Source organism: Pseudomonas sp. 50_B (assembly GCF_017491625.1).
GTDB classification, from domain to species: domain Bacteria; phylum Pseudomonadota; class Gammaproteobacteria; order Pseudomonadales; family Pseudomonadaceae; genus Aquipseudomonas; species Aquipseudomonas danubii.
In genome coordinates this window covers 69482-86398 of the sequence record NZ_JAFGYX010000010.1, presented here as the reverse complement: position 1 = coordinate 86398, position 16917 = coordinate 69482, and the positions used below count along the sequence as shown (strand labels likewise).

Genomic DNA, 16917 nt, shown 5'->3' with positions numbered 1-16917 from the left:
GCTGCTTGCGCGCGGGATAGACAAGAGGCGCCGACGCCCGGGCGCGTCACTTGCTTGAAACGCCGCTGTAACGCTTTTGCCCCATGCCGCCGCCCAAGCGATGGAGAAAGCGGCTGGTCGCAGGATTGGGCAAATCAACGGCAGAAATCGACTAACGCGCAAGTGGGCCCGCCCCGTATCGTTGATCCTGTCGCAGCCCGTCCCCGGCTGCCTCGACAACACCCTGGGAGGGTCGCACATGTCCACGCATATTCCGGTCAGTCACATGGCCTTTGTCCGAGCCCGGGCCGGGCGTTCCAAGGAACTGGGTGCGCGCTTGAGCAGCCTGATCGAACCGTCGCGCCAGGCCAGCGGTTGCCTGCACTTCGCCCTGCAGCATTCGCAGTGCGATGCCGACCTGTGGCTGGTGTCCGGTTTCTGGAGCAGCCAGCAGGCGATGACCGCCTATTTCAGCTCGCCGGCCATGGCGATCTTTGCCGAGCTGGTGCAGGACCTGGTGGTCAACAGCCTGGATTTTCATACCTTCAGTACGGTGTCGGCGCTGCAAGCCCATGGCGAATACCCCCAACTGCAGCGTGCACCGCTGCACAAGCTGGCCAGTTGAAGGTTTAGAATGGCCGACTTTTCATTGGCCAGGACTTGCAACATGGCACGCAAAGAGTTTGCACATTACGAAGCCGTTTCCGCGGTGGTTCCGGGGGAGGGCGGATACAGCGCCGCCATCGCCGTCAAAGCCCTCGGAGCATCGGGCGCCCCGCGCTTTCACAAAGTCCTGGATGAGCAGAGGTTCAAGACTGCCCATGACGCTGACCAGGCTGCCGCACAACAACTCGAACAACTGGCCGACGTCGATCAGGACGGCGAATTGAGCTGGAAAGCCGACTGATTCGCCGCGCTACTTGACCGCCCCCGGGCGGTGCATCTTGAACAACGCTTCCGGCCCCAGTTGGAAGTAATCCGCCGGTCCGCCGCCACGCAGAATCGGTTCTGCCGCGGCGGTGTCGTAGATCCCGTCCTTTAGCAGCCACTTGGCGATATGCACGGCGACCACCTCGCCGAGGATCAGCCAGCTCGGCACCAGCTCTTTGTCCGCCCGCTGCAATTGAATGATCTGGGTGACCTTGCACTCGAAGGACACCGGGCTCTCGGCGACCCGCGGCACACTGATGACCTTCGACGCCACGGGCGTCAGGCCGGCCAGGGCGAACTCGTCGACCTCGGGCGCAACCGCGGCGCAGCTCTGGTTCATCTGCTCGGCCAGTGGCCGGGTGGCCAGGTTCCAGGCGAATTCTCCGGTGGCCTCGATGTTGTTCAGGCTGTCTTTGCGCCCGACGCTGGAGAACCCAATGATCGGCGGAATGTAGTTGAAGGCATTGAAGAAGCTGTAAGGCGCCAGGTTCAGCCGGCCTTGTGCATCCTGGGAAGAGATCCAGCCGATGGGACGCGGGCCGACGATGGCATTGAACGGGTCATGGGGCAGACCGTGGCCCAGGGCGGGTTGGTAGAAGTGGATATCGTCGGACATGGCTCAAGGTTCCTGCTGTGGGGCGAGTGAAGGGCGCCATAGTGCAGTGCGCACGGCTCGAATTCCAGCGTTCCAAACCCCGGTTTAGGCCGCTGACGGGGGATGTTGGCGGAGCACAAAAGACTAAGCCCGGCCGAAGCCGGGCTGTGATGTCAGGTGAGTCGATCAGCTGATGGTGGCGGAACCGGTGCGATCGTAGCCGTCGGCCGCGAAGGTGGCGGAACCGGTGCGGTCGTAGCCGTCTTCAGCGAAGGTGGCGGAACCGGTGCGGTCGTAGCCGTCTTCAGCGAAGGTGGCGGAACCGGTGCGGTCGTAGCCGTCTTCAGCGAAGGTGGCGGAACCGGTGCGGTCGTAACCGTCGGCGGCGAAGGTGGCGGAACCGGTGCGGTCGTAGCCATCGGCGGCGAGGGTGGCGGAACCGGTGCGGTCGTAGCCATCGGCGGCGAGGGTGGCGGAACCGGTGCGGTCGTAGCCATCGGCAGCGAAGGTGGCGGAACCGGTGCGGTCGTAGCCGTCGGCCGCGAAGGTGGCGGAACCGGTGCGGTCGTAACCGTCGGCAGCGAAGGTGTTGGCAGCCAGTACCGACAGGGTCAGGGCGAGGATCAGTTTGGTTTTCATGGCGGTGTCTCCGGGTTCGTTGAGGTGTTTGCGTTGGGCTTGATGTGAATCCTACTCCGATAAAGTTGATTAAAAAGCGCAAATAAATGCTTATTAAAATCGAATTTATCGATGTGTATAGGGGCGTCACTCACCGCCGATCAGCGCATTCAGGCCTCATTACAGATACGCACCAAGTCGCAACTTGGATTCAGTAGCAGCCTAAGGAGCCGGCATTAACTGACCGTTAATGGCTCAGTCCATGGGGCAGGAAAGGATTAAAAAACCATCAACGGTTTTTTCATTCGGCCCCGACCTATTTTTCACCCCCGAGCCTTCAGCCTTCGCGCAGGCCTGCAACCCACGACAGGCCATTTTGAATGCGACCCTTGGAGCTCCTTGATCAATGAACAAACTTCCCCAGATCACCCTGGCCTTCTGGGTCATGAAAATCTGCGCGACAACCTTGGGGGAAACCGCCGGTGATCTGCTGTCGATGACCCTCAATGTCGGTTACGCCATCAGCTCGATGATCCTGATCAGCGTGTTCCTGCTGACCCTGGTCACCCAGCTGTGGTCCAAGACCTACAACCCGGTGCTGTACTGGATGGTGATTCTCTCCACCAGTACCGCCGGCACCACCCTGTCGGACTTCATGGACCGCACCCTGGGCCTGGGCTATGCCAGTGGCTCGCTGATCCTGATCGGGATGCTGCTGGCGATCTTCGCCGCCTGGCGCCTGAGTGGCGACTCGCTGAACGTCAACAGGATCCAGACCTTTCGCGGCGAGCTGTTCTATTGGATGGCGATCCTGTTTTCCAACACCCTGGGCACCGCCCTGGGCGATTACCTGGCGGACGATTCGGGGCTGGGTTTTGCCGGCGGCGCGTTGCTGATCGGCTCGACCATTGCCGTGGTGGTCCTGCTCAAGTACCTCACCCGGCTCTCGTCGGTGCTGCTGTTCTGGGTGGCCTTCGTGCTGACTCGGCCGTTCGGCGCCACCCTGGGCGACTTCCTCACCAAGCCCCATGAAAAGGGCGGGCTGGATTTCGGCACCATCGGCTCGTCGGCGGTGCTGGCGGGGATTCTGCTGGTGATGATTGTCGGCGCGGCCTGGGCCCAGAACCGCTACGCGCGCCAGGGCGCCGCCGAACTCTCCTGAGCCACACCCACTTTCTGTAGGCGCCGGCTGGCCGGCGAACGCCTCCCCACAGATCGCGAAAAAAGCGCCCGGGCCTTGCACCCGAGCGCCGTTTTTCTATCAGTCGGTCTCGATCCGTGAATGCTTGCGGGTGTCCTTCATGGTCGCGTAGACCAGCAACGAACAGGCAATACAGGCGGTGACGTACCAGTAGTAGCCGGTTTCCATGCCGATGCTCTTGAACCACAGGGCGATGTATTCCGCAGTGCCGCCGAAGATCGATACGGTCAGCGCGTAGGGCAGGCCCACGCCCAGGGCACGGATTTCAGTGGGGAACAGCTCGGCCTTCACCACCGCGTTGATCGAGGTGTAGCCACTGACGATGATCAGTGCCGCCATGATCAGGAAGAACGCGCCCCACCAGGTCTGGATGGTGTGCAGGGTGGTGAGGATCGGCACGGTGAACAGGGTGCCGAGGATGCCGAAGGCGATCAGGATCGGCCGCCGGCCCACCTTGTCCGAGAGTGCACCGATCACCGGCTGCAGGCACATGAACAGGAACAGCGTGGCGGCAGAAATGGTGGTGGAGTCGGAAATGCTCATGCCGACGGTGTTCACCAGGTATTTCTGCATGTAGGTGGTGTAGGTGTAGAAGGCCAGGGTGCCGCCCATGGTCAGGCCGACCACGGTCATCAGTTCCTTGGGATGACGCATCAGGGTGCGCATCAGGCTTTCTTTGGGCTTCTCTTTCTTCTTGGTGAAGGACTCGGTTTCTTCCATGCCGCGACGCAGGTACAGGGCCACGACCGCACACAGGGCGCCGATGCCGAACGGAATCCGCCAGCCCCAGGATTGCAGCTCTTCGGTGGTCAGAATGTTCTGCAGCACGATCAGTACTCCCAGGGCGATGAGCTGACCGGAGATCAGGGTCACGTACTGGAAGCTGGAGAAGAAGCCGCGACGTTCCTTGGTCGCCATCTCGCTGAGGTAGGTGGCCGAGGTGCCGTATTCACCGCCCACCGACAGGCCCTGCATCAGGCGCGCCAGCACCAGCAGGATGGGGGCGCCGACGCCGATGGTTTCGTAACCCGGGGTCAGGGCGATGATCAGCGAGCCGAAGCACATCAGCAGCACCGAAGCCATCAGCGCGGCTTTACGGCCTTTGCGGTCGGCGTACAGGCCCATCAGCCAGCCACCGATCGGGCGCATCAGGAAGCCCACGGCGAAGATTGCGGCGGTGTTCAGCAGTTGCGCGGTGGTGTCGCCCTTGGGGAAGAAGACTTTGGCGAAGTACAGCGAGAATGCCGCGTAGACGTACCAGTCGTACCACTCGACCATGTTGCCCACGGAACCGCTGAAGATCGACTTCAGGCGGCTGGCGGTGGTCTTTTCGGTGGCGGATGCAGCCGCCGACCCGGCAGGCAGGGTATTAGAGATATCCATGACGGACCCTTCTATTCATTGTTTTTGTGGAGCGCGCGCAAGCGCAGCCTGCTGGGGCTGTAGCAGGACCTGTGCCAAGGACAAGAGGCCCGGACTAGAGGGGTTTGATCGGTGGTGATGAGCGGAAATCCGCCTATGGGTGCCTGTGGGGTAGGCGGGAAATTGCCGAAAGGTGCGCGGCACCTGGGAGGCGTGTTCGGGCGGCTTGCCGTTTGCGGGTATGGGTGGGGCTACACCTGGCTTGAGGGCCTGTTCGCCGGCAAGCCGGCTTCTACAGGGACGAGGGCTATGGGTCTTTGAGGAACATTTCCCGGGTCAGGCCGTGACGCTGCATTTTTTCATTCAGGGTCCGGCGCGGCAGTTGCAGTTCGTTGAGCACGGCCTTGATCTCGCCCTTGTGGCGAGTCAGGGCAGCGCGCAGGCACTGGGCTTCGAAGGCTTCTTGCTGCGCGGCCAGGGATTGGCCGGCTTCGAGGACTTCGGCCTCCGGCTCCCCGAGGCCCAGCACCTGACGCTCGGCGGCGTTGGCCAGTTCGCGCACGTTGCCCGGCCAGTCGTGACTGAGCAGGCGGCTCAACTGGGCGCCACTCAAGGGCGCGATGCTGCGCCCCAGACGCTCGGCGGCGGCCTGGGCGAAGTGTTCGTAGAGCTGCGGAATATCCTCGCGGCGCTCACGCAGTGGCGGCAGGCGCAGTTCGGCCACGGTCAGGCGATAGGCCAGGTCTTCGCGAAAGCGTCCGGCCCGGGCCTCCTCCAGCAGGTCGGGCTTGGTGGCGGCGATCACCCGCAGGTCGACCTTGATGCTCTGGTTGGAGCCCAGGCGTTCCAGTTTCTGCTCCTGCAGCACCCGCAGCAGCTTGACCTGCTGGGCCAGGGGCATGCTTTCGATCTCGTCGAGAAACAGCGTGCCGCCATGGGCGTACTCCAGCTTGCCGATGCGCTTGCCCTGGGCGCCGGTGAAGGCGCCGCTTTCATGGCCGAACAACTCGGCCTCGAACAACTGCTCGGGTATCGCTGCGCAGTTCAGGGCGACAAAGGGCTTGCCGGCCCGGGGACCGAAGTCGTGCAGGCAGCGGGCGATCAATTCCTTGCCGCTGCCGGTTTCACCTCGGATCAGCACATTCACGGGCAAGGCGGCCAGATCCAGTACCTGGCGGCGCAGGGTCTGCAGGGCCCGGGACATGCCGAGCAGGGTGGCGTCGAGCTTGGCCCGGCTGTCAGCCTGCTGGTGCAGGCGACGGTTTTCCAGGACCAGGCGGCGTTTGTCCAGGGCCCGGCGCAGGCTGCTGAGCAGGGTGTCGGGGCTGAAGGGTTTTTCCAGGAAGTCATAGGCACCGTCGCGCATGGCCTCGACCGCCATGGGCACGTCACCGTGACCGGTCAGCAGGATGATCGGCAGGTCGGGGTCCAGGCGCTGGACCTGGGCCAGCAGCTCCAGGCCGCTGATACCGGGCATGCGCACATCGCTGAGGATCACCCCGGGGAAGTTCTTCGGCAGTTGCGCCAGGCAATCCTCGGCGCGACTGAACAGCTGGACCTCGAATCCCGACAGGCTCAGCCATTGTTCGACGGCGGTACGGATGCTGGCCTCGTCATCCACCACGATTACCGAGTTCAGCATTGGATGTGCGCTTCCAGATCGATGGGCAGGCTGAGGGTGAACACCGCGCCCTGATTCTGGTTGGCGGCGCTCAAGCGTCCCCCCAGTTCATGGACGATGGCGTAGGACACGGCCAGCCCCAGGCCCAGGCCATCACCCACCGGCTTGGTGGTGAAGAACGGGTCGAACACGCTCAGCAGGTGCTCTTCGGCGATCCCGCCGCCGTTGTCGGCGACCCGCAGTTGCCACAATTGGTCCTCGGCCTCGAGGCTGATCTGCAGGTGCTTTTCAGGCTTGTTGTGCATGGCGTCGAGGGCATTGCGCAGCAGGTTGATCAGCACCTGCTCCAGGCGGATGGCATCACCGCGAACCCAGGCCGGGCGGGTCAGGTGCAGCTCGATCTGGATGTCTTCGGCACGCAGCCGGGTTTCCAGCAGCTGCAGCGACTGGTCCACCACCGCGGCCAGATCCAGGCGTTCGCGCAGGCCGCTGGGGCTCTTGCGGGCGAAGGTCTTGAGGTGGCTGGTAAGGGCGGCCATGCGGGTCAGCATGTCGTCCAATGGTCGCAGGGCTTTGTAAGCCTCATCCACCCGGCCGTGATCCAGCAGCAGCCGCAGCGTGGCAAGCTGCATGCGCTGGGCGGTCAGGGGTTGGTTGATTTCATGGGCCAGGGCCGCGGACATCTGCCCCAGGGCGGCCAGCTTGGCCGATTGCACCAGGCCTTCCTGGGCGGTGCGCAGATCCCGAGTGCGTTCCTGGACCAACTGTTCCAGCTCTTCACGGTTGCGCTGGCGGATTTTCCCCAAGCGCCAGCGTTGGCTGAGGAACAGCAACAGGAACACCAGGGTCAGCCAGGCACCGGCGGCCGCCAGCCCGGCATTGCGGCTTTCCTCGAAAGCGCTGGCCGGCTTGCGCAGCAGGTGCAGGGTCCAGCCTTCGGCGGTCAGCGGCAGGGATTCCCAGAGATAGTTGGCCACGCCCTCGGGGCCTTCGACCTGGACCAGTCTGCTGTTGTCGTCGAATGTTTGCAGGGTCGTATGTTGCAGCGCCGTCAGCGGTTGCTTGTCGTACTGGCGGGTCAGCTTGATCTCCGCCAGGTCGTTTGCGGACAGCGGTTGCAACTGCCGGTAACGCCAGCCGGGCTGGTTGGCGATAAAGATGATGCCTCGGGCGTCGCTCACCAGCAGGGTGTCGTTGCCCTGGCTCCATTCATGCTCCAGTTCGGGGAACTCCAGCTTGACCACCATGGCCCCGAGGAAGTCCTCGTTGTCGGCCTTGACCGCGCTGGAGAGGAAATACCCCGGAATGCCGCTGGTGACGCCCACGGCGTAGAAACGCCCGCTGCCCTGGCTGCGGGTCTGCTTGAAGTAGGGGCGAAAACCATAGTTGTGGCCGACATAGCTGCTGGGCAGTCGCCAGTTGCTGGCCGCCACGGCCAGGCCTTCATGGTTCAGCAGTTCCAGGGTCGAGGAGCGGGCGGCGCCGTTGATCTTTTCCAGTTTGCGGTTCAGTGCATCCTGGGTGTCTGCCGTCACCGGGCCCTGAAGTGCCGAACGCAGTTCCGGGTCCAGGGCCAGCACCGCTGGCAGGGCGCGATAGCGTTCGATCAGGGTGTGCAGCGAGTTGGCGTACAGCCCTAGCTGTTCATTGGCTCGGGCGGCATCCTCTACCAGCGTCTGGCGTTCGGCGTGGCGCATGGCCAGGCCGGCGCTGATGACGGTGCCAGCGAGAATAACCAGGATATAGAACGTCAAGCGGATAGGGCGAGAGATCTGGGCCATGAGTCGGGGCAGGCTGCAATGGGGGCGGGAACGATAGCATGAGCGACGGGTGGAACGTTGATCGCCGACAGTGTCACGAAAGGGCGCGGCATAAAAAAAGCGACGGGCTGTTGTCTCAACAGCACCGCCGCTTTGGCCAAACGTTAGAAGGGCTTACTGCACTTCTACCGCCAGGCTGTCACTGATCTTTTTCTGCCAGATGGCGGGACCGGTGATGTGGACCGACTCGCCCTTGCTGTCGACGGCGACAGTCACTGGCATGTCCTTGACCTCGAACTCGTAGATCGCTTCCATGCCCAGTTCGGCGAAGGCCAGGACCTTGGACTTCTTGATCGCCTGGGCCACCAGGTAGGCGGCGCCGCCGACGGCCATCAGGTACACGGCCTTGTTGTCCTTGATCGCGTCGATGGCGGTCGGGCCACGCTCGGACTTGCCGATCATGCCCAGCAGGCCGGTCTGCTCGAGGATCTGCCGGGTGAACTTGTCCATCCGCGTGGCAGTGGTCGGGCCGGCCGGGCCCACCACTTCGTCGCCCACCGGATCAACCGGGCCGACGTAGTAAATGAAGCGACCCTTGAGGTCTACCGGCAGGGTTTCACCCTTGTTCAGCATCTCCACCATGCGCTTGTGCGCCGCGTCGCGGCCGGTGAGCATCTTGCCGTTGAGCAGCACGGTCTCGCCCGGCTTCCAGCTTTGCACGTCTTCCGGGGTCAGGGTGTCGAGGTTGACCCGACGTGCCGACGGACCGGCTTCCCAGACGATTTCCGGGTAGGCGTCCAGAGGTGGCGCTTCCAGTGCGGCCGGGCCGGAACCGTCGAGCACGAAGTGCGCGTGACGGGTGGCGGCGCAGTTGGGGATCATGCACACCGGCAGGGAGGCGGCGTGGGTCGGGTAGTCCATGATCTTCACGTCGAGCACCGTGGTCAGGCCACCCAGGCCCTGGGCGCCGATGCCCAGTTGGTTGACCTTCTCGAACAGCTCCAGGCGCATTTCTTCGATGCGGTTGGACGGGCCACGAGCCTTGAGCTCGTGGATGTCGATGGACTCCATCAACACTTCCTTGGCCATCACCGCAGCCTTCTCGGCGGTGCCGCCGATGCCGATGCCCAGCATGCCCGGTGGGCACCAGCCGGCACCCATGGTCGGTACGGTCTTGAGGACCCAGTCGACGATGGAGTCGGACGGGTTGAGCATGGCCATCTTCGATTTGTTCTCGGAGCCGCCGCCCTTGGCCGCCACGTCCACTTCCACGGTGTTGCCGGGAACGATGGAGTAGTGGATCACCGCCGGGGTGTTGTCCTTGGTGTTTTTCCGAGCGCCTGCCGGGTCGGCCAGGATGGAAGCGCGCAGGACGTTTTCCGGCAGGTTGTAGGCGCGACGCACGCCTTCGTTGATCATGTCGTCCAGGCTCATGGTGGCGCCGTCCCAGCGCACGTCCATGCCCACGCGAACGAACACGGTGACGATCCCGGTGTCCTGGCAGATCGGCCGGTGGCCGGTGGCGCACATGCGCGAGTTGATCAGGATCTGTGCCATGGAGTCACGAGCGGCCGGCGATTCCTCGCGCAGGTAGGCCTCGTGCATCGCCTGGATGAAGTCCACGGGGTGGTAGTAGGAAATGAACTGCAGGGCGTCGGCAACGCTCTGAATCAGGTCGTCTTGCTTGATCACGGTCATGAGTCGCGCTCCTCTAAAAGACGGGAACATTTAATAAGGTGGCTGCAGCAGGGTGTATCGGTCGGTTGCAGACACCTTCTAAGGCACGCCGGACAGACAACTGGCGCGACGCTAAAAAGGCGCGGCAGTATACCGCGCCTGGGGGCCCGGCACACCCGCCAGCCGGGCAAACGAAAGTCGCCCATCGGGTGGGCACTGTTCTTGCGTGAATCAGCGGCAAAACCGCAGAGCACGGCTTAAAATTTGGATAGTCATTTGCCGGGCGCAGCACTAAAGTTGCAACTGGCCTGCAGGGTAGGAAACTCTTTAAGCCTCCTTTCTCACGGTGAGTCAACGATTGACCCATAAAGCCATCCAGAGCTTGTTATTCAAGCGCTTCACCATTGCTGCGGGCACCTACGGACTGATCCTGCTGCTGTTCTGGCTGGCGGTTCTCGCGGGGCACTATCGCGCCTCCACCAGCAGTGCGCTGTTGGCCTCGGGGTTGGTGTTGGCCACTCAGGGCCTGCTGTGCTGGGTGTTCATCAGCGGGCGCAACCTGCGCTTTGCCGATCCCAGCCTGACTGAAGTCCAAGTGGTCCTGGGCATTGCCTGGCAGACTTGGCTGATCGCCCACCTGGATCAGGCCCGGGGCGCTTTCCTGGTGTTCTATATCCTGCCGCTGCTGTTCGGCCTGTTTCATTTATCCCGTCGGGCCTACCTACGTTGCGCGGCGCTGATCTTCTTCTGTTTTGCCGGGGTCAACCTGTGGGACGGCTATCGCTTTGTCCTCAAGGATCCCCAGCTGGCGGCGCTGCAACTCTGTGTGCTGCTGGTGATGCTGGTGTGGATGTGCCTGTACGCTGCCTATGTCCAGGCGTCGCGTTCGCGCATGCGGCAACGGCGTTTTGCCTTGCAGGCCCATCAGGACACCCTGCGGGGGATGATGCGGCAACTGGAAGATCTGGTGGCTACCGATGAGTTGACCGGGCTGTTCAATCGCCGACACTTCCTGCGTATCGCCAGCCGTGAGTTGCAGGCCATGGACCAGGAACAGATGCATGGGCTGGCGCTGATCGACCTGGATCATTTCAAGCGCATCAACGATCTTCACGGCCATGCGGCAGGCGATCAGGTGCTGCAGGCGTTCGCCGCGGTGGCCACGGCCTGCCTGCGGGACGGTGATGTACTGGCCCGCTACGGCGGTGAGGAGTTTGTGGTGCTACTGCCCGACTGTGATGCCGAGCGCCTGACCTCTTGTTGCGAGCGTCTGCGCCTGGCCTTCATGGAGGTGCAATTGGTGGGCCTGAATGTGCGTGACCTGAGCCTGTCGGCAGGGATGACCCTGCTGCAGGCCGGCGATGATCTGGACAATGCCCTGCAACGCGCCGATCAGGCGCTGTACCGGGCCAAGCGCGACGGCCGCAATCGTTGTTCCGCCGCCTGGGAAAACCTCGATGCCTGAATTGACCGTGGGCAGCCGGCGCTGGACAGTGGCACCGGCAAGCAACCTACTGGATGCCTTGAATCAGGCCGGTGTGGCGGTGCCCTACAGTTGTCGCGCCGGCAGTTGTCATGCCTGCCTGGTGCATTGCGTCCAGGGCCTGCCCAACGACAGTCGGCCGGATGCCCTGAGCGATGAACAGCGCCGCCGTGGCTGGCGCCTGGCCTGCCAGTGCCAGGTGGTGGAGGACCTGCAGGTCGAGACGTTCGATCCGTTGCGCGATGGCCGGCCGGCCCAAGTGGTCGGGCTCGACTGGCTATCGCCCACAGTCCTGCGCTTGCGTCTGCAGCCTGAGCGGCCATTGCGTTATCGCGCCGGCCAGCACCTGGTGCTGTGGACCACCAGCCAGATCGCCCGGCCGTATTCCCTGGCCAGTCTGCCGGAAGAGGACCGCTTCCTGGAGTTTCATCTGGACTGCCGGCATCCGGGACAATTCAGCGACGCCGCACGCCAGTTGCAACTGGGCGACCCGATCCGCCTGGGCGAGTTGCGCGGCGGCGCCTTGCACTACGATCCGGACTGGCAGCAGCGACCGCTCTGGCTGCTGGCCTCGGGAACCGGCCTGGCGCCCTTGTTCGGGGTGTTGCGCGAAGCCCTGCGTCAGGATCACCAAGGCCCTATCCGCATCATTCACCTGGCCCATGACGCCACCGAACATTACCTGGCCAAACCTTTGGCAGCCCTGGCAGCGAACCGTCCCCAGCTGAGTGTGGAGCTGTGGCAGGGCGCGCAGCTGGCGACGGCCCTGGCGCAACTGCGACTTGTTTCCCGGCAAACCCAGGCCTTACTCTGCGGGCACCCCGACAGTGTCGAGGCCTTTGCCCGACGCCTGTACCTGGCGGGGCTGCCGCGCAATCAACTGCTGGCCGATGTGTTCCTGCCCCGTGGTTGAGCGCTGATTTTTCCAGAGCGAGATCTTCATGACCGATGCCATCGAGCTGCAACGCGAGGGCGGGCTGCTGACCCTGCGCCTGAACCGCCCCGACAAGAAAAACGCCCTGACCCGTGCCATGTACAGTCGTCTGGCGCAAGCCCTGGCCGAGGCGGACGCCGATCCGCAAATCAATGCCCTGCTGATCTGCGGCAGCAGTGAATGCTTTACCGCCGGCAACGACATCGCCGACTTCCTGCAACAGCCGCCCAGGGACCTCGACAGCCCGGTGTTCCAGTTCATGCGCAACCTGCTCGATTGCCGCAAGCCGGTGGTGGCTGCGGTGGCCGGCGCGGCCGTGGGCATTGGCACCACCTTGTTGCTGCATTGCGATCTGGTCTATGTCAGCCGTGATGCACGGTTGCGCATGCCGTTCGTCAACCTCGGGCTGTGCCCGGAATTTGGCTCGAGCCTGATCCTGCCGCGCTTGCTGGGACAGGCCAAGGCCGCTGAGTTGTTGCTGCTCGGCGAAGGCTTCAGTGGTGAACAGGCGGCGGCCTGGGGCATTGCCACTGCGGCCCTGGGAGATGGCGCGGTAGCCCTGGCCAAAGCCAGGGAGGCGGCATTGCGTTTCAGCCAACTGGCGCCGGAGGCGGTGCAAGTGAGCAAGCGCCTGATGAAGGCTCCCTATCGTGAGCAACTGCGCCAGGTAATAGAAGAAGAGGGCGCGCAGTTCACTCAGCGCCTGCGTTCACCAGAAGCCATCGCCGCCTTGTCGGGTTTTTTCGCCAAAGGCTGACACCTGTCGCTACAGGGAAGGACGGACACAAAAAAGCCCCGGGGTTTCCACCACCGGGGCTTTTGTGTTCAGCGAGCCAGGGCTCAGACCATCGGGTCGCCAACGTGCAGGATCTTCATGCCATTGGTGCCGCCGGTGGTGTGGTAGCTGTCGCCCTTGGTGAGAATCACCCAGTCGCCTTTCTCTACTACGCCGCGCTTGAGCAACTCGTCGATCGCAGCCTGGCTGACTTGCTCAGGCGGCAGGGAAGCCGGGTCGAACGGGATGGTGTAGACGCCGCGGAACATGGCTGCACGCGCCTGGGTTTCACGGTGCGGGGAGTAGGCATAGATCGGCACCGAGGAACGGATGCGCGACATGATCAGCGGGGTGTAGCCGCTTTCGGTCAGGGCGATGATGGCCTTCACGCCCGGGAAGTGGTTGGCGGTGTACATAGCGGCCAGGGCGATGCTCTGGTCGCAGCTTTCGAACACCTTGCCCATGCGGTGGCTGGAGGTCTTGCTGGTGGGGTGCTTTTCCGCACCGACACAGATCCGCGCCATGGCCTGGACCGCTTCCAGCGGGTAGGCACCGGCGGCGCTTTCTGCCGAGAGCATGACCGCGTCGGTGTAGTCGAGCACGGCGTTGGCCACGTCGGACACTTCGGCACGGGTCGGCATCGGGTTCTGGATCATCGACTCCATCATCTGGGTCGCGACGATCACTGCCTTGTTGTGGCGGCGCGCGTGAAGAATGATTTTCTTCTGGATACCCACCAGCTCGGCGTCGCCGATTTCCACACCCAGGTCGCCACGGGCCACCATCACGGCGTCACTGGCGTTGATCAGGCCATCGAGGGTTTCGTCGTCGGCCACGGCTTCGGCGCGTTCGATCTTGGCCACCAGCCAGGCCGTACCACCGGATTCGTCACGCAGTTTGCGCGCGTATTCCATATCGGCGGCGTCGCGAGGGAAGGACACGGCCAGGTAGTCGACCTGCATTTCGGCCGCCAGCTTGATGTCGGCCTTGTCTTTCTCGGTCAGGGCCGGAGCGGTCAGGCCGCCGCCACGACGGTTGATGCCTTTGTGGTCGGACAGCGGGCCGCCCACGGTCACCACGCAATGCAGCTCGGTGGCGGTGGCGGTTTCCACGCGCATCACCACGCGGCCATCGTCCAGCAGCAGTTCGTCATTGACGCCGCAGTCCTTGACCAGGTCCGGGTAGTCGATGCCGACGATGTCCTGGTTGCCTTCGGTCAGCGGGTGCACGGTGGAGAAGGTGAACTTGTCACCGATCTTCAGTTCGATACGCTTGTTGGCGAATTTGGCGATGCGGATTTTCGGGCCTTGCAGGTCGCCGAGGATGGCCACGAAGCGGCCGTGCTTGGCGGCCAGGTCGCGGACCAGTTGGGCGCGAGCCTTGTGCTCGTCCGGAGTGCCGTGGGAGAAGTTCAGACGGGCAACATCCAGGCCCGCGAGAATCAACTGTTCGAGAACTTCCGGCGAGTTACTGGCCGGGCCAAGGGTGGCAACGATTTTGGTACGACGAACGGACATGCACGGACTCCTGAGTTCAAGCGCAACGAGAGGCTACTATGCTCCGAAGTTGTAGTCATTGTTCGTTTGCACTACTTATTGCTTTGTTTGTTTACCGCAACAACCTTGAAGATTTTTGCCGATGAGTCGATACACTGCACAAGACAGGAGATACCCCATGCGATTCGTACTCATTGCTATCTTGGCCGTCAGTGTTGTCGGCTGCACCCGCTGGTCCATGAACCATCATTTGAATAACGCCTACCGCGCTTATGACCGCGGCAACTGCGAGAGCGTGATGCTCGAGTTGAGCCAGGTCGACCGCAACAGCCGTGCGCGGCCTTACATCCAGCCGGAAGTGTCGATGCTACGCGGGCAATGCCTGGAGCGGCAGAAGTTGTTCGTCGATGCGGCGCAGACTTATCAGTTCATCATTACCCAGTACCCCAGCAGCGAATACGCCTACCGTGCCCGTGCGCGCCTGGACACCTTGCAGCAACTGGGGCATTACCCGGCAAACGGTGCAGCACAAGTTCGCCGTACAGCGTTGTAAGCGATACCGGTCAGGGGCAGTGTAATTGCCCCTCGCGCTTGAGCTAACATTTGTACAGGTTGTTCGAACACTGCACGGTTCCTGCCTGGCGCAGTGGCGTTGAAATCCTTGTGAAGATTTTCCTCGCACCTCGAATCCGGGAGAACGAGCCGCTACTCAAGGCCTGTTCCGAAGCACTAGTGCGGTCATGCTTAATGACCTTTCATAGCGATACCCAGCATGTTCACGGAACCTCGGATCGAGCGGCATCAACTGCCGTCTTACTTGAAAGTCTTCAACCGGTTTACCGACAAGCCTGTCGGTTACCTGGGCAATATTTCCGCTGACGGGCTGATGTTGATCAGCCAGTTGCCGATGCTGATCGGTGCCGAGTTCGAGCTGCGGGTGAAAGTCCCCGGCAGTGATGGACAGACGCAGTTCATCGATTTCAGCGCCTGTTGCCTGTGGTGCCATGAGGACCTGACCCCTCACCAGTACGACAGCGGTTTCAGCCTGCTGCGGGCGACCGCCGAATTCGCTGAACTGGAGCAGGCCTTGCGGCACTACTTCAGCTTCCATCCGTTGCAGACATCGGCCTGAATGTCGCGGTAGCCCACTACAGGCTGCCGGCTTTCTTCCAACTCAGATACCGGCTGACCAGCTCCGCCCCCAGCTCGCCTGGACGGGCGTCGAGCAGGGCGATGCCGTGGGCGCTCAGGCGTTCATGCAGTTCGGCCCGGCTATTGAGGTAGTTCACGGCGGCACTGTAGATCAGCGCCTCGGGCAAGGTCTGCACTGGGCTTTGGCGCAACTGATCGAGCACTTCCTCGCGCAGGCTGGCCACCAGTACCCGGTGCTGGCGGCTGATGCGTTTGACCGCAGTCAGCAACTCCTGGTCGTCTTCATCCCGCAGGTTGGTGACCAGTACCACCAGCGCCCGACGCTTCTGCCGCGCCAGCAATTCACTGGCTGCAGCCTGGTAGTCGGCCGGACGCTGGCTGGTGTCCAGGTCGTAGACGCCGTTGAGCAGCACACTCAGTTGGGCCGAGCCCTTGACTGGCGCAAGGTAGCGCGAGCGCTCTCCGGCAAAACTGTAGAGGCCCACGGCATCCCCCTGGCGCAGCGCGACATAGCTGAGCAGCAGGCAAGCGTTGAGGGCATGGTCGAAGTGCGCCAGCTCGCCGTCCTGGCTGCGCATGCGGCGTCCGCAGTCGAGCATGAAGATGATCTGCTGGTCGCGTTCGTCCTGATACTCCCGGGCGATGGGTGTGCGCTGGCGGGCGGTGGCTTTCCAGTCGATCTGCCGCAGGCTGTCGCCTTCGCGAAACTCCCGCAGTTGATTGAACTCCAGGCCCAGCCCGCGGCGTTGCAACTGGCGCACCCCGAGTTGGCTGAGCCAGTTGTCCACTGCCAGCAACTGCGCGCCATAGAGGCGGGCGAAGTCCGGGTAGACCCGGGAGCTGTCGTGGACCTTCAACCGTCGTCTGGCGCTCCACAGACCCAAGGGGCTGGGCAGGCTGACTTCACACTGGTGGAAGTTGAAATGCCCTCGTTGCAGCGGTCGCACGCTATACCCCACTCGGCTGACCTGGCCCGGCTCCAGGCTCACCGATTGTGGCAGGTGCTCAAAGCTCAAGCCCTGGGGCGGATGGTCGAACAGTTGCACCTCAAGCGCTTGCCGATAAGGGTGGCGGATCTCCAGTTGCACTTCGCTCCAGCGTCCCAGGGGCAGGCTGCCGGGCAACTGACGCTGTATCTCGGGCGACGCCAGGCGCGACAAGCGCAGGGCATCCAGCAGCGCCAGCAGCAACAGCGCCAGCAACAGGCCCCAGGCGATCGAGTCCAGGCGCGGCAGCGCCTCGATACCCAGGGCTCGCACCGCTCCCAGGAGGATGTACAGGCCGGTCAGGGTGCCCAGCCAGATCAGCAACAGACGAGTCGGCTTCATCAGTGT

Annotated in this window: 16 protein-coding genes; 8 read left to right on the top strand and 8 right to left on the bottom strand. The window is 63.0% G+C overall.

All coding sequences use genetic code 11. From position 1 onward, the window contains the following. Window positions 1-238 precede the first annotated feature (238 nt). Window positions 239-604 carry an antibiotic biosynthesis monooxygenase family protein gene (locus J5M73_RS15935; RefSeq protein WP_060844457.1) on the top strand — a complete coding sequence of 122 codons (366 nt, stop codon included), beginning with the start codon at window positions 239-241 and terminating at the stop codon, window positions 602-604. A 9-nt stretch (window positions 605-613) separates the two neighbouring features. Continuing rightward, a complete protein-coding gene (locus J5M73_RS15930; protein ID WP_060840761.1) occupies window positions 614-886 on the top strand; it encodes a hypothetical protein in 273 nt (90 codons plus the stop codon). 9 nt (window positions 887-895) lie between these two features. Here the strand turns inward: J5M73_RS15930 and J5M73_RS15925 are convergent, their stop codons facing one another. Then, window positions 896-1525, bottom strand: coding sequence for a flavin reductase family protein (locus J5M73_RS15925; protein WP_060844456.1), 630 nt, complete (start codon window positions 1523-1525; stop codon window positions 896-898). A gap of 165 nt (window positions 1526-1690) precedes the next feature. After that, window positions 1691-2143, bottom strand: coding sequence for a heme utilization protein (locus J5M73_RS15920; RefSeq protein WP_207815852.1), 453 nt, complete (start codon window positions 2141-2143; stop codon window positions 1691-1693). 385 nt (window positions 2144-2528) lie between these two features. Here J5M73_RS15920 and J5M73_RS15915 point away from each other — a divergent pair, with 385 nt between their 5' ends. After that, the gene (locus tag J5M73_RS15915) at window positions 2529-3284 is read left to right on the top strand and encodes a hypothetical protein (RefSeq protein WP_060840758.1); all 756 of its coding nucleotides are present in this window, start codon (window positions 2529-2531) and stop codon (window positions 3282-3284) included. A gap of 99 nt (window positions 3285-3383) precedes the next feature. On the opposite strand, the gene J5M73_RS15910 is transcribed toward J5M73_RS15915, so the two are convergent. From J5M73_RS15910 to J5M73_RS15895, 4 genes are all read right to left on the bottom strand, one after another. Further along, window positions 3384-4706, bottom strand: a complete 1323-nt coding sequence (locus J5M73_RS15910) for an MFS transporter (RefSeq protein ID WP_047305837.1) — start codon at window positions 4704-4706, stop codon at window positions 3384-3386. A 286-nt stretch (window positions 4707-4992) separates the two neighbouring features. Next, window positions 4993-6327, bottom strand: a complete 1335-nt coding sequence (locus tag J5M73_RS15905; RefSeq protein ID WP_102860524.1) for a sigma-54 dependent transcriptional regulator — start codon at window positions 6325-6327, stop codon at window positions 4993-4995. Then, the gene (locus tag J5M73_RS15900; RefSeq protein ID WP_102860525.1) at window positions 6321-8087 is read right to left on the bottom strand and encodes an ATP-binding protein; all 1767 of its coding nucleotides are present in this window, start codon (window positions 8085-8087) and stop codon (window positions 6321-6323) included. Before J5M73_RS15900 ends, J5M73_RS15905 begins: the two co-directional genes overlap by 7 nt. 153 nt (window positions 8088-8240) lie before the next feature. Beyond that, complete coding sequence (locus J5M73_RS15895) at window positions 8241-9764, bottom strand: fumarate hydratase (protein WP_102860526.1); 1524 nt, start codon at window positions 9762-9764, stop codon at window positions 8241-8243. A 337-nt stretch (window positions 9765-10101) separates the two neighbouring features. Between J5M73_RS15895 and J5M73_RS15890 the strand changes: the two genes are divergently transcribed. The 3 genes from J5M73_RS15890 to J5M73_RS15880 are packed head-to-tail and all read left to right on the top strand — an operon-like array spanning window position 10102 to window position 12917. Continuing rightward, on the top strand, window positions 10102-11208 hold the full coding sequence (locus J5M73_RS15890) for a GGDEF domain-containing protein (protein ID WP_102860527.1): 1107 nt from the start codon (window positions 10102-10104) through the stop codon (window positions 11206-11208). Further along, window positions 11201-12139 (top strand): iron-sulfur-binding ferredoxin reductase, encoded by a 939-nt coding sequence (locus J5M73_RS15885; RefSeq protein WP_102860528.1) that lies wholly within the window; start codon window positions 11201-11203, stop codon window positions 12137-12139. The genes J5M73_RS15890 and J5M73_RS15885 overlap by 8 nt, the downstream gene beginning before the upstream one ends. 28 nt (window positions 12140-12167) lie before the next feature. Next, entirely contained in the window at window positions 12168-12917 is a 750-nt protein-coding gene (locus J5M73_RS15880; RefSeq protein ID WP_102860529.1) for an enoyl-CoA hydratase-related protein, read from the top strand. 83 nt (window positions 12918-13000) lie between these two features. Here J5M73_RS15880 and pyk read toward each other — a convergent pair whose 3' ends face one another. Next, window positions 13001-14452, bottom strand: a complete 1452-nt coding sequence (pyk, locus tag J5M73_RS15875; protein WP_016963242.1) for a pyruvate kinase — start codon at window positions 14450-14452, stop codon at window positions 13001-13003. Window positions 14453-14609: 157 nt separating this feature from the next. Between pyk and J5M73_RS15870 the strand changes: the two genes are divergently transcribed. Continuing rightward, complete coding sequence (locus J5M73_RS15870; RefSeq protein WP_102860530.1) at window positions 14610-14984, top strand: hypothetical protein; 375 nt, start codon at window positions 14610-14612, stop codon at window positions 14982-14984. Between the two features lie 219 nt (window positions 14985-15203). Further along, window positions 15204-15563 carry a PilZ domain-containing protein gene (locus J5M73_RS15865; RefSeq protein ID WP_102860531.1) on the top strand — a complete coding sequence of 120 codons (360 nt, stop codon included), beginning with the start codon at window positions 15204-15206 and terminating at the stop codon, window positions 15561-15563. A 16-nt stretch (window positions 15564-15579) separates the two neighbouring features. On the opposite strand, the gene J5M73_RS15860 is transcribed toward J5M73_RS15865, so the two are convergent. After that, window positions 15580-16911: a DUF58 domain-containing protein gene (locus J5M73_RS15860; protein WP_102860532.1), complete on the bottom strand. Its 1332-nt coding sequence runs from the start codon at window positions 16909-16911 to the stop codon at window positions 15580-15582. Window positions 16912-16917 lie beyond the last annotated feature (6 nt).